Origin of the sequence: Escherichia sp. E4742, from assembly GCF_005843885.1 — a bacterium.
In the GTDB taxonomy this organism is placed as follows: Bacteria; Pseudomonadota; Gammaproteobacteria; order Enterobacterales; family Enterobacteriaceae; genus Escherichia.
The window spans coordinates 3,307,364-3,329,901 of the sequence record NZ_CP040443.1; the positions used below are offsets into that span (position 1 = coordinate 3,307,364).

14 protein-coding genes and 1 pseudogene are annotated in these 22,538 nt (G+C 49.2%); 11 read left to right on the forward strand and 4 right to left on the reverse strand.

Features of this window, described 5'->3' with window-relative positions; all coding sequences use genetic code 11:
• The first annotated feature begins 149 nt into the window (after nt 1–149).
• Nucleotides 150–4,397 (forward strand): inverse autotransporter adhesin FdeC, encoded by a 4,248-nt coding sequence (gene fdeC, locus FEM44_RS16100; protein ID WP_135523204.1) that lies wholly within the window; start codon nt 150–152, stop codon nt 4,395–4,397.
• 124 nt (nt 4,398–4,521) lie between these two features.
• Here the strand turns inward: fdeC and FEM44_RS16110 are convergent, their stop codons facing one another.
• Nucleotides 4,522–5,373 carry a helix-turn-helix domain-containing protein gene (locus FEM44_RS16110; protein ID WP_135523203.1) on the reverse strand — a complete coding sequence of 284 codons (852 nt, stop codon included), beginning with the start codon at nt 5,371–5,373 and terminating at the stop codon, nt 4,522–4,524.
• A gap of 394 nt (nt 5,374–5,767) precedes the next feature.
• On the opposite strand from FEM44_RS16110, the gene FEM44_RS16115 reads away from it, so the two are divergent.
• The 4 genes from FEM44_RS16115 to FEM44_RS16130 all read left to right on the forward strand — a co-directional run bounded on the left by FEM44_RS16115 (nt 5,768) and on the right by FEM44_RS16130 (nt 10,000).
• Nucleotides 5,768–6,637: an aldo/keto reductase gene (locus FEM44_RS16115; RefSeq protein WP_130218354.1), complete on the forward strand. Its 870-nt coding sequence runs from the start codon at nt 5,768–5,770 to the stop codon at nt 6,635–6,637.
• Between the two features lie 517 nt (nt 6,638–7,154).
• Nucleotides 7,155–7,874: a (Fe-S)-binding protein gene (locus FEM44_RS16120; protein WP_135523201.1), complete on the forward strand. Its 720-nt coding sequence runs from the start codon at nt 7,155–7,157 to the stop codon at nt 7,872–7,874.
• Nucleotides 7,875–7,884: 10 nt separating this feature from the next.
• Entirely contained in the window at nt 7,885–9,312 is a 1,428-nt protein-coding gene (locus FEM44_RS16125; RefSeq protein WP_135523200.1) for a LutB/LldF family L-lactate oxidation iron-sulfur protein, read from the forward strand.
• On the forward strand, nt 9,305–10,000 hold the full coding sequence (locus FEM44_RS16130) for a LutC/YkgG family protein (RefSeq protein ID WP_135523199.1): 696 nt from the start codon (nt 9,305–9,307) through the stop codon (nt 9,998–10,000). Before FEM44_RS16125 ends, FEM44_RS16130 begins: the two co-directional genes overlap by 8 nt.
• Nucleotides 10,001–10,095: 95 nt before the next feature.
• Here FEM44_RS16130 and FEM44_RS16135 read toward each other — a convergent pair.
• Nucleotides 10,096–10,325: pseudogene (locus tag FEM44_RS16135) on the reverse strand (choline dehydrogenase); the annotation flags it as partial.
• 597 nt (nt 10,326–10,922) lie between these two features.
• On the opposite strand from FEM44_RS16135, the gene FEM44_RS16140 reads away from it, so the two are divergent.
• Together FEM44_RS16140 and FEM44_RS16145 are read left to right on the forward strand one after the other, a co-directional pair.
• Nucleotides 10,923–14,924, forward strand: a complete 4,002-nt coding sequence (locus FEM44_RS16140; RefSeq protein WP_138159085.1) for an autotransporter outer membrane beta-barrel domain-containing protein — start codon at nt 10,923–10,925, stop codon at nt 14,922–14,924.
• Between the two features lie 139 nt (nt 14,925–15,063).
• The gene (locus FEM44_RS16145; protein ID WP_130209778.1) at nt 15,064–16,152 is read left to right on the forward strand and encodes an EAL domain-containing protein; all 1,089 of its coding nucleotides are present in this window, start codon (nt 15,064–15,066) and stop codon (nt 16,150–16,152) included.
• Nucleotides 16,153–16,193: 41 nt separating this feature from the next.
• Here FEM44_RS16145 and FEM44_RS16150 read toward each other — a convergent pair whose 3' ends face one another.
• Together FEM44_RS16150 and FEM44_RS16155 are read right to left on the reverse strand one after the other, a co-directional pair.
• The gene (locus FEM44_RS16150) at nt 16,194–17,126 is read right to left on the reverse strand and encodes a LysR substrate-binding domain-containing protein (RefSeq protein ID WP_135523198.1); all 933 of its coding nucleotides are present in this window, start codon (nt 17,124–17,126) and stop codon (nt 16,194–16,196) included.
• A gap of 91 nt (nt 17,127–17,217) precedes the next feature.
• Nucleotides 17,218–17,715 (reverse strand): DUF1097 domain-containing protein, encoded by a 498-nt coding sequence (locus FEM44_RS16155; protein WP_135523197.1) that lies wholly within the window; start codon nt 17,713–17,715, stop codon nt 17,218–17,220.
• A 257-nt stretch (nt 17,716–17,972) separates the two neighbouring features.
• Here FEM44_RS16155 and FEM44_RS16160 point away from each other — a divergent pair, with 257 nt between their 5' ends.
• The 4 genes from FEM44_RS16160 to FEM44_RS16175 are packed head-to-tail and all read left to right on the forward strand — an operon-like array spanning nt 17,973 to nt 22,436.
• On the forward strand, nt 17,973–18,578 hold the full coding sequence (locus FEM44_RS16160) for an ankyrin repeat domain-containing protein (RefSeq protein WP_000153100.1): 606 nt from the start codon (nt 17,973–17,975) through the stop codon (nt 18,576–18,578).
• A 39-nt stretch (nt 18,579–18,617) separates the two neighbouring features.
• Entirely contained in the window at nt 18,618–19,481 is an 864-nt protein-coding gene (locus tag FEM44_RS16165; protein ID WP_021550296.1) for a DUF2877 domain-containing protein, read from the forward strand.
• Complete coding sequence (fdrA, locus tag FEM44_RS16170) at nt 19,471–21,018, forward strand: acyl-CoA synthetase FdrA (protein WP_135523196.1); 1,548 nt, start codon at nt 19,471–19,473, stop codon at nt 21,016–21,018. The genes FEM44_RS16165 and fdrA overlap by 11 nt, the downstream gene beginning before the upstream one ends.
• Entirely contained in the window at nt 21,018–22,436 is a 1,419-nt protein-coding gene (locus tag FEM44_RS16175) for a DUF1116 domain-containing protein (protein ID WP_000083437.1), read from the forward strand. Before fdrA ends, FEM44_RS16175 begins: the two co-directional genes overlap by 1 nt.
• Nucleotides 22,437–22,538 lie beyond the last annotated feature (102 nt).

Below are 22,538 nucleotides of genomic sequence, written 5' to 3' on the forward strand. Positions count from 1 at the left end.
TATATTAGGTGGCGGTGTACTTTCTTACATAAAGGTATTTCCTTTTCTGCGGAAAAGGAAACCGGGAAATCCCCGGTTTTTCTGACAAGCAGACGCCATTATTTGTGTCTGCCTATGTTCGTTAATTCGTTCATCAGGAAATTATCTCAATGTCACGTTATAAAACAGGTCATAAACAACCACGATTTCGTTATTCAGTTCTGGCCCGCTGCGTGGCGTGGGCAAATATCTCTGTTCAGGTTCTTTTTCCACTCGCAGTCACCTTTACGCCAGTAATGGCGGCACGTGCGCAGAACGCGGTTCAGCCACGGCTGAGCATGGAAAATACTACGGTAACTGCTGATAATAACGTGGAGAAAAATGTCGCGTCGTTTGCCGCAAATGCCGGGACATTTTTAAGCAGTCAGCCAGATAGCGATGCGACACGTAATTTTATTACCGGAATGGCCACCGCTAAAGCTAACCAGGAAATACAGGAGTGGCTCGGGAAATATGGTACTGCGCGCGTCAAACTGAATGTCGATAAAGATTTCTCGCTGAAGGATTCTTCGCTGGAAATGCTTTATCCGATTTATGATACGCCGACAAATATGTTGTTCACTCAGGGAGCAATACATCGTACAGACGATCGTACTCAGTCAAATATTGGTTTTGGCTGGCGTCATTTTTCAGGAAATGACTGGATGGCGGGGGTGAACACCTTTATCGACCATGATTTATCCCGTAGTCATACCCGCATTGGTGTTGGTGCGGAATACTGGCGCGATTATCTGAAACTGAGCGCCAATGGTTATATTCGGGCTTCTGGCTGGAAAAAATCGCCGGATGTTGAGGATTATCAGGAACGCCCGGCGAATGGCTGGGATATCCGCGCAGAGGGCTATTTACCTGCCTGGCCGCAGCTTGGCGCAAGCCTGATGTATGAACAGTATTATGGTGATGAAGTCGGGCTGTTTGGTAAAGATAAGCGCCAGAAAGACCCGCATGCTATTTCTGCCGAGGTGACCTATACGCCAGTGCCTCTTCTGACACTGAGCGCCGGGCATAAGCAGGGCAAGAGCGGTGAGAATGACACTCGCTTTGGCCTGGAAGTTAACTACCGAATTGGCGAACCTTTGGCGAAACAACTCGATACGGATAGCATTCGCGAGCGTCGGGTACTGGCAGGCAGTCGCTATGACCTGGTTGAGCGTAATAACAATATCGTTCTTGAGTATCGCAAATCTGAAGTGATTCGTATTGCTCTGCCTGACCGCATTGAAGGTAAGGGCGGGCAGACGGTTTCCCTGGGGCTTGTGGTGAGCAAAGCAACTCACGGTCTGAAAAATGTTCAATGGGAAGCGCCGTCTTTGCTGGCCGCAGGCGGAAAAATTACGGGGCAGGGTAATCAGTGGCAAGTGACACTCCCGGCTTACCAGGCAGGCAAAGACAATTATTATGCGATTTCTGCGGTTGCCTACGATAACAAAGGCAATGCCTCAAAACGCGTGCAGACAGAGGTGGTCATTACCGGAGCTGGTATGAGTGCCGAACGCACGGCGTTAACGCTTGACGGTCAGAGCCGTATCCAAATGCTTGCTAACGGTAGTGAGCAAAAGCCACTGGTGCTTTCTCTGCGCGACGCCGAGGGGCAGCCAGTCACGGGCATGAAAGATCAGATCAAGACTGAGCTGACGTTCAAGCCAGCTGGAAATATTGTGACTCGTACCCTGAAGGCCACTAAATCACAGGCACAGCCAACACTGGGTGAGTTCACCGAAACTGAAGCTGGGGTGTATCAGTCTGTCTTTACTACCGGAACGCAATCAGGTGAGGCAACGATTACTGTTAGCGTTGATGGCATGAGCAAAACCGTCACTGCAGAATTGCGCGCCACGATGATGGATGTGTCGAAGTCTACTCTGAGCGTGAATGAACTCTCAGGAGATGTGGTTGCTGATGGTCTGCAATCCCACACGCTGACGCTTACTGCGGTGGATACTGATGGTAACCCGGTGACGGGAGAGGCCAGCCGCTTGCGATTTGTTCCGCAGGATAGCAATGGTGTCACCATTGGTACCATTTCGGAGATAAAACCAGGCGTTTACAGCGCTACGGTTTCTTCGACCCGTGCCGGAAACGTTGTTGTGCGTGCCTTTAGCGAGCAGTATCAGTTGGGCTCATTACAACAAACGCTGAAGTTTGTCGCCGGGCCGCTTGATGCAGCACATTCGACCATCGCTCTGAATCCGGATAAACCGGTGGTTGGCGGTACGCTTACGGCAATCTGGACGGCAAAAGATGCCAATGGCAACCCTGTAACTGGCCTCAATCCGGATGCACCGTCATTATCTGGCGCAGCCGCTGCGGGGTCTATGGCATCAGGCTGGACGGATAATGGCGACGGGACCTGGACTGCGCAGATTACTCTCGGCACTACGGCGGGGGAATTAGAGGTTATGCCGAAGCTCAATGGGCAGGACGCGGCAGCAAAGGCGGCGAAAGTAACCGTGGTGGCTGATGCGTTATCTTCAGGCCAGTCGACAGTCTCTGTAGCCGCAGATCGCGTAAAAGCAGGCGAAAGCACAACCGTGACGCTTATTGCAAAAGATGCACATGGCAACGCTATCAGTGGTCTTTCCCTGTCGGCAAGCCTGACGGGTGCTGCGTCTGAAGGGGCGACTGTTTCTAGTTGGACCGAAAAAGGTGACGGTTCCTATGTTGCTACGCTGACCACAGGTGGAAAGACGGGTGAGCTTCTCGTCATGCCGCTATTCAACGGCCAGCCAGCAGCCACCGACGCTGCGCAGTTGACTGTTATTGCGGGGGAGATGTCATCAGCGAACTCTACGCTTGTTGCTGACAATGAGGCTCCGACCGTCAAAGCGACGACGGAACTCACCTTCACCGCGAAGGATGCGTATGGGAACCCTGTTAGTGACCTGAAGCTCGATGCACCAGTGTTTAGCGGTGCCGCCAGCACGGGGAGTGAGCGTCCTTCAGCAGGAAACTGGACAGAGAAAAGTAATGGGGTCTACGTGGCGACCTTAACTCTGGGATCTGCCGCGGGTCAGTTGTCTGTGATGCCGCGAGTGAACGGCCAAAATGCCGTAGCAAAACCGCTGGTGCTGAACGTTGCAGGTGACGCATCTAAGGCTGAGATACGTGATATGACGGTGAAGGTTGATAACCAGCTGGCTAATGGACAGTCGACTAACCAGGTAACCCTGACCGTTGTGGACACCTATGGTAACCCGTTGCAGGGGCAAGAAGTTACGCTGAATTTACCGACGGGTGTGACCAGCAAGACGGGGAATACGGTAACAACCAATACGGCAGGTAAAGCTGACATTGAGCTGATGTCAACGGTTGCCGGGGAACACAGTATCACGGCCTCAGTGAATGGTGTTCAGAAGACGGTTACGGTGAAATTCAAGGCGGATGCCAGCACCGGTCAGGCGAGCCTGGAGGTTGATGGCGCCGCGGAAAAAGTGGCAAACGGCAAAGATGCCTTTACGCTGACGGCAACGGTTAAGGATAAAAACGGTAACCCTGTTCCAGGGGCTCTGGTGACCTTTAATCTGCCTCGGGGTGTCAATTCGGTTACAGGCGATTATGTCTGGGTGAAAGCCAACAATGAGGGTAAAGCGGAGCTGCAAGTGGTTTCCGTGACTGCCGGAACGTATGAGATCACGGCGTCAGCAGGAAATGACCAGCCTTCGACTGCGCAGACTATAACGTTTGTGGCCGATAAGGCGACCGCAACCGTCTCCGGTATTGAGGTGATTGGCAACTACGCACTGGCGGATGGCAAAGCCAAACAGACGTATAAAGTTACGGTGACTGATGCCAATAACAACCTGTTGAAAGATAGCGACGTGACGCTGACTGCCAGCCCGGCAAATTTAGTTCTGACTCCCGATGGGACGGCGAAAACTAATGAGCAAGGGCAGGCTATTTTCACCGCCACGACCACTGTCGCAGCGAAATATACACTCACGGCGAAAGTGAGTCAGGCCGACGGTCAGGAATCGACGAAAACTGCCGAATCTAAATTCGTCGCGGATGATAAAAACGCGGAGCTCAAGGCCTCGACTGATACACCTTCTCTGGTGGCGGATGGGGTACAGACCGCAACAATGACGGTTACCCTGTTCTCGGCAAATAACCCTGTTGGGGGGAATGTGTGGGTCGACATTGAGGCTCCGGAAGGGGTGACAGAGGCGGATTATAAATTCCTGCCGTCGAAGGCTGACCATTTCTCGGGGGGGAAAATCACGCGTACATTTAGTACCACCAAGCCGGGTACCTATACGTTCACATACAACGCACTGACGTATGGCGGGTACGAAATGAAGCCTGTGAAGGTGACAATTAACGCCGTTGCTGCAGATACTGAAGACGCTGAGGAGAAATAAAAGCGACGATGTAATAAATAATAATGGCGTTGACATGCGCAGCGCCATTATTTACTGAATACCTACCCTGGTACCGATTAGACGGTGGCAGGGTAGGGTAAATCTCATGTGATGGAGTTACAGGCTAAAGAGGACGAACGGGAATAAAAATTTCGCAAACAACATCATTGCCATCCTTTTCTACGAAATTTTCATTGTAATAAAATCGCTCAATATCGCTGCCGTTCACTCTGGCTAACCCCCTGGCAGGCAACTCTATCAGATAGATGTTCCGCACCCAGTCAGGATAATGTTCCCAGTTTCCTTCATAACGGAAAGAGGCATAAAGTTCTCGGGTCGTTGTCCACTCTTTCGGCATGTCAGCATATTCGCATACCGTACCAGCAAAGGTTTCAACTGTGAGTAAATCGACCGACTTTGTTGATGGCTTAAACGTTGAGACGAAATAGATATCCGTCTTAAAATCCTTCATACACCTGGCTAAATGATGACGTCGCAATTTGACTTCTTCATCCGGTGACTTATTCGATATTTCAGTATCATACTTAAATGAATTGCCAAAAATACGTGTTTCTGGGAAATGAATTAATGTGCAATCAATTTTTGTATGTTGGCGTGCTAAAAATGGAGGGAAGATATTTTCCAGATCCCAATAATCACGGAGCCGGTATTCTCGGGGAGAGCATCCGAACAACTTTTTAAATTCGCGACTGAATGACTGCTGTGAATCAAAATGCAAAGATAGTGCAATATCAAGCATAGATTTCGCTGTGAGTCGGACAAGAATAGCTGCCCGGCAAAGTCTCCGTTTGCGAATGTATTCTCCCAGCGGCACATGCATGAAGTTTCTGAACAGGAGCTGGATATTGCGTCTACTGTAGCCAGATTTCTGTGCGATATCTTCGATTGAGATAGGGTTACCGAGATTGCACTCAATCCACTCCAGGAGTTGCTGTAAAATCTTCTGCCTGATCATAACATTCTCCATTTACCCTTCGCCATTTCGTACATTTTTCGTATGACAAAGGCTATTAGTGTATCAAAAACAGAAAGGTCCGAGGCCAGGCGACTGACAGTATCTCAGATTGTTGACAAATGCTTGTTGTGTATGCCGGAACTTATCCAGCCTACAAAATAGCGCAAATTCAATAAATTGCGATTCTCTGGTAGGCATGATAATCATAGCGCATCAGGCAATTTTGTGCTTGTCATCAATCTTATCGTGTCTGCTTCATTTTTCCCATAATAGAGAAATTACAGTCCCCTATTATTAATGAAATTTTTACATAAGTGATATCAAAATCCACATACTAATCTGCGGTCATGTTTTAACGTAGACTAATGATTCATACGTAATGGAGGGACTGCTAGTGGAATTTTCCGTATTAAGCAACAATCTGAAAATGCCGATGATGGGATTTGGTGTTTTTCAGGTTACCGATAAAGAAGTATGTAAACAATCAGTGTTGAATGCTATCCGAACCGGTTATCGACTCATCGACACTGCAGCGGTATATGGTAATGAAGACGCCGTCGGCGACGCTATTCGTGAAGCCATTTCGGAAGGTTTCTGTACCCGCGAGGAGTTATTTATTACGTCTAAATTGTGGGTACAGGACATGGTTGATCAGGATACGGCAAAAGCAGGTATTGAAGCGTCATTAAAAAAATCGGGACTTGAATACTTTGATCTCTATTTATTGCACCAGGCAATGCGCGATTATTTCAGTGCATGGCGTGCACTGGAAGAGGCCTATGAAGAGGGCAAACTGAAAGCGATTGGGGTTTCCAATTTCTATCCTCATGTTCTGGCAAACTTTTGTGAAACAGTCAGAATTAAGCCAATGGTCAACCAGGTTGAGTTGCATCCCTATTTTGCCCAACCAGAAGCGCTGGCAACCATGAAGTACTACAACGTGCAGCCTGAAGCATGGGCACCATTAGGCGGGGGAAGACATAAACCATTTGAAAACAGCCTGCTTCAGGGTATTGCAAATGCCCACCAAAAATCGATTTCTCAGGTAATTCTACGCTGGAATATTCAACGGGGAGTGGTTGTTATTCCAAAATCGACTCATCAGCATCGTATTGAAGAGAACTTCGCTATCTGGGATTTTTCACTGACAGAGAAAGAAATGGCGCAAATAAGCTCACTTGATCTGGGGTATGTTGGCGAATCCGTAAAACATTTTAATCCTGAGTTTGTTCGTGGCTGTCTTGGTGTAAAAATACATAACTAATTAGAGTTATCAGGATACTACCTGACCCGCACTCTGAAAATATGACTTATAGCAGATGTTATTATATATTTTCCGAAGGCGGGATCTCATTATAAAAATAAAAACCACACACTGAATCGCTTCAGTAAGATAAAATTACAGTTATTAATGGTTGTGTAATTATTGTTAATAATTTCATTTATACTCATTTGGGGGGCTGTTTTAATAGATACCAAATGAGTATCTTTAAATAGGTATTTAAGATAAATTCAATTAAATTCAATATGTTATTGTATCTAATGCATGATTCCATGTTGTTAGTGGCGATCATTATAAAAATGTGAGCGACGCCGAAAGAAATAAAATTAGCTATTGCATCCAGGTATCCAATGATGGATTATTGATTTGTCATACAAATCGCTTTGAATTTGTATTCTGCTACCCAATAAAAAAGCCGCCATTTTTATTGATGTCTGATAACCCGGAAGGAGTGGTTGCGATCAGGCATAAATAGAAATGAAGCAATGGAGTATTGGTTGTGAATGTAAATTTCTTTGTTACCTGTATCGGTGATGCACTGAAATCAAGGATGGCACGAGACTCCGTGCTGCTCCTGGAAAAACTCGGCTGTCGCGTAAATTTTCCTGAGAAACAGGGATGCTGCGGTCAGCCTGCGATCAATAGTGGTTATATCAAAGAAGCGATCCCAGGAATGAAAAATCTGATCGCTGCACTTGAAGATAACGACGATCCCATTATTTCTCCCGCCGGTTCCTGCACTTACGCCGTAAAAAGTTACCCAACATATCTGGCTGACGAACCAGAATGGGCATCACGTGCAGAAAAGGTCGCCGCGCGTATGCAGGATCTCACTTCTTTTATTGTCAATACATTAGGGGTCGTCGATGTAGGCGCCAGCTTGCAAGGGAGGGCGGTATATCATCCATCCTGTAGTCTGGCCCGTAAGCTGGGTGTGAAGGATGAACCACTTACGCTGCTAAAAAATGTACGTGGACTGGAGCTGTTGTCCTTTGCCGAACAGGATACTTGCTGCGGGTTTGGCGGTACGTTCTCGGTCAAAATGGCCGAAATTTCCGGCGAGATGGTGAAAGAAAAGGTTTCACACCTGATGGAGGTCTGTCCTGAGTATTTAATTGGTGCCGACATTAGTTGCTTGCTGAACATAAGTGGGCGATTACAACGGGAAGGGCAGAAAGTCAAAGTGATGCATATTGCTGAAGTGCTGATGAGCCGCTGAGGGTATAAAGATGTCGATCAAAACCAGTAATACAGAATTCAAGACACGCATCCGTCAGCAAATTGAAGATCCGATCATGCGCAAAGCGGTGGCAAACGCGCAGCAGCGTATTGGGGCAAATCGGCAAAAAATGGTCGATGAATTAGGTCACTGGGAGGAGTGGCGCGATCGTGCCAGCCAGATACGTGATCATGTTCTGAGTAATCTCGACGCTTATCTGTACCAGCTCTCCGAAAAAGTGACGCAAAACGGCGGTCACGTCTGGTTTGCAAAAACCAAAGAAGACTCTACCCGCTACATTTTACAGGTCGCCCAACGCAAAAATGCTCGGAAGGTGGTGAAATCTAAATCGATGGTGACCGAAGAGATTGGCGTCAATCATGTGTTGCAGGATGCTGGCATTCAGGTGATTGAAACCGATCTGGGTGAATACATTCTTCAGTTGGATCAAGATCCGCCATCTCATGTTGTGGTCCCGGCTATCCATAAAGATCGCCACCAGATCCGCCGGGTGCTACACGAACGTCTGGGCTATGATGGCCCGGAGACGCCTGAAGCGATGACCTTATTCATTCGTCAAAAGATCCGTGAAGATTTCCTCAGTGCCGAAATCGGTATAACCGGTTGTAATTTCGCGGTAGCAGAAACCGGTTCGGTATGCCTGGTGACCAATGAAGGTAATGCGCGAATGTGTACCACGCTACCTAAAACGCATATTGCGGTGATGGGGATGGAGCGTATTGCCCCCACGTTTGCCGAGGTTGATGTATTGATCACCATGCTGGCGCGTAGTGCCGTTGGCGCACGTTTGACGGGATACAACACCTGGCTGACAGGGCCGCGCGAAGCGGGGCATGTGGACGGGCCTGAAGAGTTTCATCTGGTTATTGTTGATAACGGGCGTTCTGAGGTGCTGGCCTCTGAATTTCGGGATGTGCTGCGCTGTATTCGCTGCGGAGCCTGTATGAATACTTGTCCGGCATATCGCCACATTGGAGGTCACGGATACGGCTCAATTTACCCAGGGCCAATCGGCGCGGTGATTTCTCCGCTACTTGGCGGCTATAAAGATTTTAAAGATTTACCCTATGCCTGCTCTTTATGCACGGCCTGTGACAGCGTGTGTCCGGTGCGTATTCCTCTGTCAAAACTGATTTTGCGTCATCGTCGGGTGATGGCTGAAAAAGGGATCACCGCAAAAGCAGAGCAACGGGCGATCAAAATGTTCGCTTATGCCAATAGCCATCCGGGATTGTGGAAAGTCGGGATGATGGCAGGCGCTCATGCGGCAAGCTGGTTTATCAGTGGTGGCAAAACACCACTCAGGATCGGTGCGATTAGCGACTGGATGGAAGCCCGCGATCTTCCTGAAGCTGACGGCGAGAGTTTCCGTAGTTGGTTTAAGAAACATCAGGCGCAGGAGAAAAAAAATGGATAATCGAAGCGAATTCTTGCAAAACGTTGCTCAGGCACTGGGCCGCCCGCTGCGACTCGAACCGCAAACGGAAGATGTGCCGCTTAACAACTATGCTAACGAGCGTCTTACTGAACTTAACCAGCAACAGCGCTGTGACGCGTTTATCCAGTTTGCCAGTGATGTCATGTTGACGCGTTGTGAACTGACCAGCGAGGCGCAGGCCGCAGAAGCTGCATTACGCCTGTGTAAAGAGCTGGGAGAGCAGTCAGTTGTGATTAGCGGTGACTCGCGACTGGAAGAATTGGGGATCAGTGAGCGTTTACAACAGGAATGCAATGCCGCCGTGTGGGACCCGCTGAAAGGTGCCGAGAATATCTCGCAGGCAGAGCAGGCTAAAGTTGGCGTAGTGTATGCTGAATATGGCTTAACAGAATCGGGAGGCGTGGTGCTTTTTTCCGCTGCTGAGCGTGGGCGCTCGTTGAGTTTGCTCCCTGAGTCCTCAATTTTTATCCTGCGCAAAAGCACCATCCTGCCACGTGTGGCGCAACTCGCAGAAAAATTGCATCAGAAAGCGCTGTCTGGTGAGCGTATGCCGTCCTGCATTAACATCATTAGCGGTCCTAGTTCAACGGCGGATATTGAGCTTATCAAAGTCGTCGGGGTTCATGGCCCGGTGAAAGCGGTGTACCTGATTATTGAGGATTGCTGAGAGGGAGTAGCATGAGAGTTACCTCACGTTTTTATAGTAGGATTCGGTCCCATATCAATACGGTAACTCTCAACCTTGCAAGGCCTACAGTCAAATCAAGTCGCGACTGAATTTTTAGCTCTCAGCGGCATTCCATTCGCCACAAAATACGCAGCCGTGCTTCTCGCCAATCATAATTGATGCATCTACCATGCGCAGGCCTTCCAGTTCGTATACGGCCCGCCGTCTCGTCGTAGTCTGTTTTGCACGCATCGCACGGGGGAAAGGCGGTTTCGGTGTAATTACGCACAAGCTCGTTGAGCTGTTCATCGGTCTGACAATCGACTCACAGGGAATAGTGTGATGTTCCAGGACGTGCATAAAACTGCGCCATGTCTGCATATGGTACGGGAATCATTGACCCACTGTAGAATTTTATGCATATATTATATATAGTTGTAACTTCATTTCTTGTAATTCCTCTTAGTCACTTGCAAATCTTATATTCTATTAATTAACGATTTTATATGAATGAAAGCTGAATGGATTCAGTCTTATGCGCATATATATTTATTAATAAGACAATTCTTATAATTAAATACCTAATAAGAGTTATCGCTTTCGTTGGTTATATATTATGGGGGTGATGCCTGCTTCTTGTTTATATTTTGAGTTGATTTGAGCTCTTAGATACATATAATGCGCATATGTTCGAGACTGGGGGGTAATGTAAGGATTAAGTTAATATTGTTAATTTGAAATAGGTGTCCGGTAGTAAGTTAATCTATTATTACTCTCTGAACTGCATACCCAGGTATGTGGTTATCAATGTTATGCGATTTTTTTGAATTTATATATGCCATGAGCAGCAACCGGGATGGCATTTTATACGTTGCTGTTTATGCAATCTTGGTTTTATTTGGATGTATTGCTGGAGATTGTGATGAATAAAATATATCGGCTAAAGTGGAACAGGTCCCGTAACTGTTGGAGCGTCTGCTCTGAACTGGGAAGCAAAATAAAAGGAAAAAAGTCCCGGGCTGTTTTAATTAGCGCGATAAGTTTATATTCATCTCTGGCACTGTCTAAAGATGTTGCTGTAAGTGAAGATTACACAGCTGTATTCGGTAAAGATAACCAGACTATTGATTACCGTATTTCAGTGACCGACAATGCCAATCTGGTAATCGATGCGACAGACTCTTCTCGTCCACGTCTGACTCTCGCTTCTGGTGGTGGGCTGGATATCACCGGAGGGAAGGTGCATATCAATGGCTCGCTTAACTTTTTGTTAAAAGGGACGGGGTTTCTGAACGTCGCCAATGCCGGCAGTGAGTTATATGCTGATGATTTATATGAATCTTACTCTAATATTACCCACGATAGAGGCTATTTTAACGTCTCCAACGGCGGCAAAATCCATGTTAAGGGCACCAGCCGTCTGACCTATTTGCAGGGAAATGTTAGTGGTGAAGGTAGCCAGGTAAATTCCAAAACCTTCTTTATGGGCGTTTACGGCAGTTACGGTGGTAATCAGTACCTGTCAGTTAATAACGGCGGTGAAGTTAATGCCAGTGAAAAAATTAGCCTGGGCTATTATGATCAAGTCTCCGATACAACACTTGCTGTTTCAGAAGGTGGTAAAATTTCAGCACCGACTATTAGTTTAAGCACCAACTCTGAGTTGGCGTTAGGTGCACAGCAAGGGAATGAGGCGAAGGCTGCAGGGATTATTGATGCCGAAAAAATTGAGTTTGTGTGGGCAAAGACATCCGAGAAGAAAATCACCTTAAACCACACGGATAAAAATGCGACTATTTCCGCGGATATTGTCAGTGGCAGCGAGGGCCTGGGTTACATCAATGCGCTCAATGGCACGACTTACTTAACCGGTGATAACTCTGCCTTTAGCGGCAAAGTAACGATTGAGAAAAATGGGGCGTTGGGGATCACCCAAAATATAGGCACTGCAGATATCACCAACCGCGGGAAATTACACCTGAAGGCTGACGATAGCATGACCTTTGCCAATAAGATTTCCGGCAACGGTACAATAAGTATCGACAGTGGGACGGTGGAGTTGACCGGCAATAACTATGCCTTCAGCGGATATATTGATGTTGCTTCCGATGCTGTCGCGGTTATTTCTGAAGAAAAAAACATTGGCAACGCGGATCTGGATGTTGATGGCAAACTGCAAATTAATGCCAACAAAGATTGGGTATTTGATAACGATCTTGAAGGTAAAGGCATTGTTGAAATAAACATGGGGAATCACGAATTCTCCTTCGATGATTTTGCTTATACAGACTGGTTCCAGGGTTCACTGGCGTTCCAGAACACGACATTTAACCTGGAAAAGAATGCGGAGTTTCTGCAGAAAGGCGGGATCACTGCGGGTCAGGGAAGCCTGGTAACAGTGGGTAAGGGCGCTCACTCCATTAGCACTTTGGGATTCTCCGGCGGAACGGTTGATTTTGGTGCCCTGGCAGCAGGTGCACAGATGACAGAAGGGACAGTCAACGTTAGTAAAACGCTGGATTTGCGCGGCGAGGGTGTGATTCAGGTTTCAGACAGTGACGTTGTCCGCTCAGTATCTCGTGATATTGACTCTGCGTTATCGCTCACTGAAGTTGATGATGGTAACAGCGCCATTAAGCTGGTTGATGCGCAAGGTGCGGAAGTTCTGGGCGATGCTGGCAATCTGCAATTGCAGGATAAAAATGGGCAAATCCTCTCCAGCAGCGCCCAACGTGATATTCAACAGAATGGACAAACAGCGGCCGTCGGCACTTACGACTATCGTCTGACGAGTGGGGTAAACAATGATGGCCTGTATATCGGCTATGGCCTGACGCAGCTTGATTTGCAGGCTACCGACAGTGATGCTCTGGTGCTGAGTGCAAACGGTAAAAGCGAGAATGCCGCCGATCTCAGCGCAAAGATTACCGGCAATGGTGACCTGGCATTCAGCAGCCAGAAAGGTCAGACCGTATCGCTTTCTAACAAAGACAACGACTATACCGGTATTACCGATCTGCGCAGCGGGACGCTCTTGTTGAATAACGATAACGTGTTGGGTAATACCCAGGAACTGCGTCTGGCGGCAGAGACTGAACTGGATATGAATGGTCACAGCCAGACCGTGGGTACGCTCAATGGCGGCGCCGATTCGCTGCTGAACTTAAACGGCGGCAGTCTGACTCTTGCCAACGGGGGGACTTCAGCAGGTTCGTTAACGGGGAACGGGGAGCTGAATATTCAGAGCGGCACGCTGGAAGTCGCGGGCGATAACAGCAACCTGACGGCTAATATGAATATTGCCAGCTCGGCTAAAGTGCTGGTAAGTCATGCACAGGGATTGGGTGGCGCAAACGTTGAGAACAACGGTACCCTGGTGTTGAATAATAGCGCTGAAAAAAGAGCGGCTGTGCCTGTGAATTACACCCTGGGCGGCAACCTGACTAACAACGGTACGCTGATGACCGGAGAGTCTGGACAGCAAGCGGGCAACGCGTTAGTGGTGAAGGGGAACTACCATGGTGATAACGGCCGACTGGTGATGAATACGGCACTGAATGGCGATGATTCAGTGACGGATAAACTGGTTGTTGAGGGCGATACCAGCGGCACGACCTCCGTTACGGTGAATAACGCTGGTGGTACAGGCGCTAAAACGCTTAACGGCATTGAACTTATCCATGTTGATGGTAAGTCTGAGGGGGAATTTGTTCAGGCGGGACGTATCGTTGCGGGCGCATATGACTACACTCTCGCGCGTGGTAAGGGGGCAAACAGTGGTAACTGGTATCTGACCAGTGGTGGTGATTCAGCTGAACCGCAACCGGAGCCAGAGCCGATGCCGAATCCGGAGCCAAACCCGAATCCGGAGCCAAACCCGAATCCAGAGCCGACCCCTAACCCGACACCTACGCCGGGTCCGGATCTGAATGTGGATAATGACCTGCGACCGGAGGCGGGTAGCTACATCGCGAACCTTGCAGCAGCGAATACCATGTTCACCACGCGTCTGCATGAGCGTCTGGGTAATACGGACTATACCGACATGGTGACGGGTGAGCAGAAACAAACCACTATGTGGATGCGCCATGAAGGTGGTCATAATAAATGGCGCGATGGCAGCGGCCAGCTGAAAACCCAAAGCAATCGCTATGTTCTGCAACTGGGAGGCGATATCGCGCAGTGGGGCCAAAACGGCAGCGACCGCTGGCATGTTGGGGTCATGGCGGGATATGGCAACAGCGACAGCAAAACCATTTCCTCGCGAACCGGTTATCGTGCAAAAGCGAGTGTGAACGGATATAGCACCGGCCTGTATGCCACCTGGTATGCCGATGACGAATCGCATAATGGCGCGTATCTCGACAGTTGGGCGCAGTACAGCTGGTTTGATAACACAGTGAAAGGTGATGATTTACAAAGTGAATCCTATAAATCAAAAGGATTTACCGCTTCACTGGAAGCTGGATACAAACACAAATTAGCTGAATTTAATGGCAGCCAGGGAACGCGTAATGAATGGTATGTTCAGCCACAAGCTCAGGTTACCTGGATGGGTGTCAAAGCCGATAAGCACCGCGAAAGCAACGGTACTCTTGTTGATAGCAGCGGTGATGGCAACATTCAAACACGACTTGGCGTAAAAACCTGGCTGAAGAGCCATCATAAAATGGATGACGGTAAATCCCGCGAGTTCCAGCCGTTTGTAGAAGTGAACTGGCTGCATAACAGTAAGGATTTCAGTACCAGCATGGATGGCGTGTCAGTCACTCAGGATGGAGCCCGAAATATTGCCGAGATAAAAACGGGTGTGGAAGGACAGCTAAATGCCAACCTGAATGTCTGGGGAAATGTGGGCGTTCAGGTTGCTGATAAGGGATATAATGACACCTCAGCAATGATTGGCGTTAAGTGGCAATTCTGATCTGAATAATAAGTAAAAGGAGAGAGCCGAATGGGTACCAATTCGGCTCTCTGTGTCATTTTCTTGCAGCCAGCTTTTCCTGCCAGAGTGAAGACAAGCAGATTAAGCTGGCGCACAAGATTTAATCAAGGTGTGTTAAATGGCTTCGCATGATTTGAGTGTTTTTTTGGAAGAGTTCGGCGCAACGGTGAATTTGACGTTGCCTGGTATTGTGTCCGAAAAAGAACGGCTTTTACTCAAGCTGCTAATGGAGGGGATGTCGGTTACAGAAATCTCACAGTACAGAAATCGCAGTGCAAAGACAATTTCACATCAAAAGAAGCAGTTGTATGAGAAATTAGGCATCCAGAGTGATATTACCTTCTGGCGGGATATCTTTTTTCAGTATCACCCGCAGGTAACCACCGCCACGGGAAATAAAAATAAAATTTATCTTCCTGACAACCGTTGTCACCATATTGTCACACCTGAAGCCATCAGTCTGGCGCTGGAAAACCATGAATTCAAACCATGGATCCAACCGGTATTTTGTGCTCAGACAGGAGTACTGACAGGTTGTGAAGTGCTTGTTCGCTGGGAACATCCGCAAACGGGAATCATCCCGCCGGATCAATTTATTCCTCTGGCGGAGTCATCTGGTCTTATTGTCATAATGACCCGCCAGTTGATGAAACAGACTGCGGATATTCTGATGCCGGTAAAACATTTGCTGCCGGACAACTTCCATATTGGTATCAACGTCTCGGCGGGCTGTTTTTTGGCTGCGGGATTTGAAAAAGAGTGTCTGAACCTGGTTAAGAAATTAGGTAACGATAAAATCAAGCTGGTTCTTGAGCTGACGGAACGTAACCCCATTCCGGTAACGCCAGAAGCCAGAGCGATATTTGATAGCCTTCATCAGCACAATATTACCTTTGCGCTGGATGACTTTGGTACGGGTTATGCGACCTATCGTTACTTGCAGGCGTTCCCGGTCGATTTTATTAAGATCGATAAGTCATTTGTGCAAATGGCGAGCGTGGACGAAATCTCCGGTCATATTGTCGACAACATTGTCGAACTGGCGCGTAAGCCTGGTCTGAGTATCGTAGCGGAAGGGGTAGAAACCCAAGAGCAGGCGGATTTAATGATCGGTAAAGGCGTTCACTTTTTGCAGGGCTATTTGTACTCCCCGCCAGTTCCGGGTAATAAATTTATCTCTGAATGGGTAATGAAAGCAGGTGGTTGATGTAAACCGCTATTCACAGCGCATCGGGAGGTTGGCAGCGATTAATTCTCCCGATGCAGTAAATCCTGATAAATCTCCGTTAATATCCCTTTAGGCGTAAATTGTTTTTTAACCCACTGCGTCACCTGACCGGTGGCAGAGTGCTGGGTTGCGAGTAACATGCGTGAATCCTGGCGCGGATTATGAATTTGTCGGGTAACCAGCAGGGATTGCGCCATTGCCTCACGGACCATGTAATCCGGCAAAAAACCAATCCCTTCACCTAAAATCTGGCACTGACATTTGGTGTTAAAATCTGGCACCAGAATCGACTCCTGCCCATGCAGCAACCAGCCCACCTTTTTATTAATCGTATGCGCGGTGTCTTCCACCATGATATTGGGGTAGAGACGTAGCTGACTTTCAGCGATTGGCTCCGGCACAAAGGCTAACGGGTGATTCGGGGCGATAGCAAAAGCCCAGCGAATCGCACCAATCTCCGTGTAATCAATACCGCCACCGTCCAGCAGTGTGTCGGGGGCGCCAATAGCGATGTTCGCCTGATTATTAATAATCGCATCCCAGACACCGTTATACACTTCGGTGGTGACGGTAATCTGGCAGGTTGGAAATTGCTTTTTCAGCACCTGCAATAAGCGCGCGGTGTGTTTGGGCGTATAAAGCAGCTGATTAATACAAATGCGCACACGTGCTTCTATGCCCTGCGAAATAGTATCGATGCTACGTTTGATGGCATAAAAATCATTCAGCAGGTCGGTAGCTTTGCGGAAAAAATAACGCCCGGACTCCGTTAACTCAATGCTGCGGGTACTGCGAGTGAACAGCACCACATCCAGCCCCGTCTCCATACGCTTGATGGTGTAGCTAATGGCGGAAGTGGTTAAACCCAACTCTTCTGCCGCTTTACTGAAGCTGCCAAAACGCGCAGCGGTAGTAAATGCCAACAGATTCTCTTCGGTAAAAATTGAGTTCATTAAACCATTCCCGCCATTATCTAATATGAATTTCTCCAGCTATGACTGTAGAGGTATCGGTTAAAGATAGATAATCATTTTTGAATAACTTTTAATACCCGTCGCGTTTAGTCGTCGCTTCGCTTAATTTTTGTCCGCCATATTCTGAAATTATCCCCACGCAGTTACCCGCCAGAAAACCCAGTAACGTCACCGTCCAGTTCATCCCGCTGGCAAAAAACAGCGTCATGCCGAGAAAGCCACCGGGAATAAATGACAGTAACCAGAAACGCCCTTGCCAGACCACTACCGCCGAGAAGGGTACAGTCGTAATCACGCTCGCCCAGAACGCGGACAGTCCACTTACAGAGGCCAGCCAACCGGCAGCCAGCGCGGCGAAAAACGCCCACACCATCCCGGAATAATTAACCGCCAGGCTTTTGATAAACCCCGATTTACCGCCGCCTGCGGCATAAAAACTGCAAAATGCGACGAAGCCAATGGTTCCTAATAATTCCCATCCCTGAGAGAGCCCGACATGTGAAGACACTAACTGCCAAAGCCCTGCACAAATACCGACGGTGACACCCGTTGCCGTGAGTCCGTTCATCTTGTTCCCCTCTGGTTAGACATGGACGAAAGCTACTCTTACATGTGCAGACTATAGAGAAATAAAACCTGATTGAGTGAAAGGGTATCGGGTCAAAGAAACAAATATTGCACTACCGCACACTGCGAAAAGATTGTTGAACATCATTCAACAAAAAGGCGAAATACGGCGAATTAAATTTAAGCGGGTTCTTTTATCAGATTATCGTTGCTATTCTCAATTCATCGAAAACAGCCACAAAAACCAGGGGAATGTGAATGACTATAAAAAATCTACCTGCCGACTATTTATTGGCTGCACAACAGGGCGATATCGATAAAGTAAAAACCTGTCTTGCGCTGGGTGTCGATATTAATACCTGCGATCGCCAGGGGAAAACGGCAATTACGCTGGCAAGTTTATATCAGCAATATGCTTGTGTTCAGGCATTAATTGATGCCGGGGCGGATATTAATAAACAAGACCTGACATGTTTAAATCCTTTTTTAATGAGCTGCCTGAACGGTGATTTAACGCTGCTACGAATTATTTTACCGGCTAAACCAGACCTTAATTGCGTCACCCGTTTCGGTGGTGTCGGCCTGACGCCTGCCTGTGAAAAAGGCCATTTAAGTATTGTGAAAGAGCTTTTGGCGCATACGGAGATTAACGTTAACCAGACCAACCATGTTGGCTGGACGCCGCTGCTGGAAGCGATTGTGCTTAACGATGGCGGTATTAAACAGCAGGCGATTGTCCAGTTATTGCTGGAACACGGTGCCAGCCCGCATCTGACCGATAAATATGGCAAAACGCCACTGGAACTGGCGCGGGAACGGGGCTTTGAAGAGATTGCGCAGTTACTGATTGCCGCAGGTGCATAAACCGGGAGGCTTGCTATCAACACACCAGAAAAACGGTGTGTGTGGGCGCTAACTGCGGATGCGGATTTTCTGGCGCAGCGGGGGCAAGGACAGGTTGAACAGGTCTTTGCCAGAGCGGTAAATATTGCGCTCCCGGCTCGCCAGCAGTTGCTGACGCTGCTTTGTGAAGAATACGACAATGCGCCAAACAGTTGTCGGTTGGCACTCACTCACTTTGATGGCCTGTTCCATCATGGCGAAAAAGTTCAGTTTGACGAGCACGGAATTACGATTGGTAAATATATTCATATAGATAAGCGTCGTTGCCAGCGTTGGCTGTCCCCAACCTTGCAAATGACCGCTGAGAATTTTCACCTTATCGCCTGGCAACAGTGGCACGACATTATTCATCAGCATCTGGGGGAAAATGAAACCCTGTTTAATTATCGCGGTGATAATCCGTTTTATCAGGCGTTAAATAAAGAATTACATATCAGGCGACGTGCTGTTATTCAGGCATTAAACGATAAACAAAATATCGCGTCAGCGGTCGCTAATATGATGGGGTTAGGGATTGGTCTGACACCTTCAGCCGATGATTATTTAACAGGTCTGGTGCTTGTTTTATTTATTTCCGGGCATCCGGCAGGAAAATGCAAAGAGGAATTTTATCTCGGCCTGCAACGCGGCAGAAATAATACCACGTTATTAAGTGCTATTACGCTGGAAGCCGCATTACAACAACGCTGTCGGGAAAATATTTACCATTTTATTCACGGCATCATTAATGACATCCCTGAGAACGCCACTCAGGCAATAGAAAAAATTAAACATATTGGCTCCAGTTCCGGCTGCGACATGCTGTATGGCATGGCCGATGGTTGTGCGCTGAGCCAAACCTACGGAGGGAATTATGTCAGTTAAAATAGTCATTAAACCGAATACCTATTTTGATTCTGTCTCGCTGATGTCCATCTCCACGCGTGCAAATAAACTCGACGGCGTCGAGCAGGCATTTGTGGCGATGGCGACCGAAATGAACAAAGGCGTGCTGAACAATTTAGGGCTGCTGACGCCGGAGCTGGAGCAGGCGAAAAACGGCGACCTGATGATCGTTATTAACGGCAAAGCGGGCGCGGACAACGAGCAGTTGCTGGTGGAGATTGAAGAACTGTTCAACAGCAAAGCGCAAAGTGGCTCGCATGAGGCGCGTTACGCCACCCTTGCCAGCGCCAAAAAGCATATCCCGGAAAGTAACCTGGCGGTGATTTCGGTCAACGGTCTGTTTGCCGCTCGCGAAGCGCGTCAGGCGCTGCAAAACGACCTCAACGTGATGTTGTTCTCCGATAACGTCTCGGTTGAAGATGAACTGGCGCTCAAGCAACTGGCCCACGAAAAAGGGCTGCTGATGATGGGGCCAGACTGTGGCACGGCGATTATCAACGGCGCGGCGCTCTGTTTTGGTAACGCCGTGCGTCGCGGCAACATCGGTATTGTTGGCGCATCCGGCACCGGCAGCCAGGAGCTGAGCGTCCGCATTCATGAATTTGGTGGCGGCGTTTCACAACTGATTGGCACCGGCGGGCGCGACCTGAGCGAGAAAATCGGCGGCCTGATGATGCTCGACGCCATCGGGATGCTGGAAAACGATCCGCAAACTGAAATTATCGCGCTGATTTCAAAACCTCCCGCGCCTGCGGTGGCCCGCAAAGTGCTGGAACGCGCACGTGCCTGCCGCAAGCCGGTGGTGGTCTGCTTCCTCGGTCGCGTTGAAACGCCGGTGGATGAGCAGGGGCTACAGTTTGCCCGCGGCACCAAAGAGGCGGCGCTAAAAGCGGTGATGCTCTCCGGCGTGAAACAGGAAAATCTCGACCTGCATACGCTTAACCAGCCGTTGATTGCGGATGTGCGTGCGCGTCTGCAACCGCAGCAGAAATACATTCGTGGCCTGTTCTGCGGCGGCACGTTGTGCGACGAAACCATGTTCGCGGTGATGGAAAAACATGGCGATGTCTACAGCAACATTCAGCCCGATCCGGAATTCCGCCTGAAAGATATCAACCGCAGCATCAAACACACCTTCCTCGACTTTGGCGATGACGACTTCACCAACGGCAAGCCGCATCCAATGATTGACCCCACCAACCGCATCAGTCGCTTGATCGAAGAGGCGCGCGATCCAGAAGTGGCGGTGATCGTGATGGATTTTGTGCTCGGATTTGGATCGCATGAAGATCCGGTCGGCTCCACCATCGAGGCGATCAAAGAAGCGAAAGCGATCGCCGCTGCCGAAGGACGCGAGTTGATCATTCTCGCCTATGTGCTGGGTACCGATCTTGATACGCCATCGTTAGAACAACAAAGCCAGATGCTGCTTGATGCCGGAGTGATTCTGGCGAGCAGCAGCACCAATACCGGATTGCTGGCGCGTGAATTTATCTGCAAAGGGGAGGAAGCCTGATGAGCCAGTCACTGTTTAGCCAACCGTTGAACGTTATTAACGTCGGTATCGCCATGTTTAGCGATGATCTGAAAAAGCAGCATGTAGAAGTGACTCAACTCGACTGGACGCCGCCGGGGCAGGGCAATATGCAGGTGGTGCAGGCGCTGGATAACATTGCCGATTCGCCGCTGGCAGACAAAATCGCTGCCGCTAATCAGCAGGCGCTGGAACGCATTATTCAGTCGCATCCGGTTTTGATTGGCTTTGATCAGGCGATTAACGTGGTGCCCGGCATGACGCCGAAAACCATTCTTCACGCCGGGCCGCCGATCACCTGGGAAAAAATGTGCGGCGCGATGAAAGGCGCGGTCACCGGAGCGCTGGTGTTCGAAGGACTGGCGAAAGATCTCGACGAGGCGGCTGACCTGGCGGCCTCCGGGGAGATCACCTTCTCGCCGTGCCACGAACACGACTGTGTGGGATCGATGGCGGGTGTTACCTCGGCCTCGATGTTTATGCACATCGTAAAAAACAAAACCTACGGCAACATCGCTTATACCAATATGAGCGAGCAGATGGCGAAGATTTTGCGTATGGGGGCCAACGATCAGAGCGTGATCGACCGCCTCAACTGGATGCGCGATGTGCAGGGGCCAATGCTGCGCGACGCGATGAAAATTATCGGTGAGATCGATCTGCGCTTAATGCTGGCGCAGGCGCTGCATATGGGCGATGAGTGCCATAACCGCAATAACGCCGGGACGACGTTGCTGATTCAGGCGCTGACGCCGGGAATTATTCAGGCCGGTTATTCCGTGGAGAAACAGCGCGAAGTGTTTGAGTTTGTCGCCAGCAGCGACTACTTCTCCGGCCCGACGTGGATGGCGATGTGTAAAGCGGCGATGGATGCGGCGCACGGCATCGAATACAGCACCGTGGTCACCACCATGGCGCGTAACGGCGTCGAGTTCGGCCTGCGGGTCAGCGGATTACCGGGGCAATGGTTTACCGGTCCGGCGCAGCAGGTCATCGGCCCGATGTTTGCAGGTTATAAGCCGGAAGATTCGGGGCTGGATATCGGCGATAGCGCCATCACCGAAACCTACGGTATTGGCGGATTTGCTATGGCGACCGCGCCCGCTATCGTCGCGCTGGTGGGCGGCACGGTGGAAGAAGCTATTGATTTCTCCCGTCAGATGCGCGAAATCACCCTCGGTGAAAACCCCAACGTCACCATTCCGCTGCTCGGTTTTATGGGCGTACCGTCGGCTATCGACATCACCCGCGTGGGCAGCAGCGGCATTCTGCCGGTGATCAACACCGCCATCGCCCATAAAGATGCGGGCGTCGGCATGATTGGCGCGGGCATTGTGCATCCACCATTCGCCTGCTTCGAGAAAGCCATTCTTGGCTGGTGCGAACGTTACGGCGTTTGACCTGCAAAGTACGCGTTGTCTCTGCCGGATGCGGCGTGAACGCCTTATCCGGCCTACGAGTGGCGCAAGAATTTGTAGGCCTGATAAGACGCGCGAGCGTCG

Excerpts from the sequence above, each read along its gene's own strand:
- fdeC (WP_135523204.1), top strand. The coding sequence starts at position 150 with ATGTCACGTTATAAAACAGGTCATAAACAACCACGATTTCGTTATTCA.
- FEM44_RS16110 (WP_135523203.1), bottom strand. The coding sequence starts at position 5,373 with ATGATCAGGCAGAAGATTTTACAGCAACTCCTGGAGTGGATTGAGTGC.
- FEM44_RS16125 (WP_135523200.1), top strand. The coding sequence starts at position 7,885 with ATGTCGATCAAAACCAGTAATACAGAATTCAAGACACGCATCCGTCAG.
- FEM44_RS16130 (WP_135523199.1), top strand. The coding sequence starts at position 9,305 with ATGGATAATCGAAGCGAATTCTTGCAAAACGTTGCTCAGGCACTGGGC.
- FEM44_RS16140 (WP_138159085.1), top strand. The coding sequence starts at position 10,923 with ATGAATAAAATATATCGGCTAAAGTGGAACAGGTCCCGTAACTGTTGG.
- FEM44_RS16145 (WP_130209778.1), top strand. The coding sequence starts at position 15,064 with ATGGCTTCGCATGATTTGAGTGTTTTTTTGGAAGAGTTCGGCGCAACG.
- FEM44_RS16150 (WP_135523198.1), bottom strand. The coding sequence starts at position 17,126 with ATGAACTCAATTTTTACCGAAGAGAATCTGTTGGCATTTACTACCGCT.
- FEM44_RS16155 (WP_135523197.1), bottom strand. The coding sequence starts at position 17,715 with ATGAACGGACTCACGGCAACGGGTGTCACCGTCGGTATTTGTGCAGGG.
- FEM44_RS16160 (WP_000153100.1), top strand. The coding sequence starts at position 17,973 with ATGACTATAAAAAATCTACCTGCCGACTATTTATTGGCTGCACAACAG.
- fdrA (WP_135523196.1), top strand. The coding sequence starts at position 19,471 with ATGTCAGTTAAAATAGTCATTAAACCGAATACCTATTTTGATTCTGTC.
- FEM44_RS16175 (WP_000083437.1), top strand. The coding sequence starts at position 21,018 with ATGAGCCAGTCACTGTTTAGCCAACCGTTGAACGTTATTAACGTCGGT.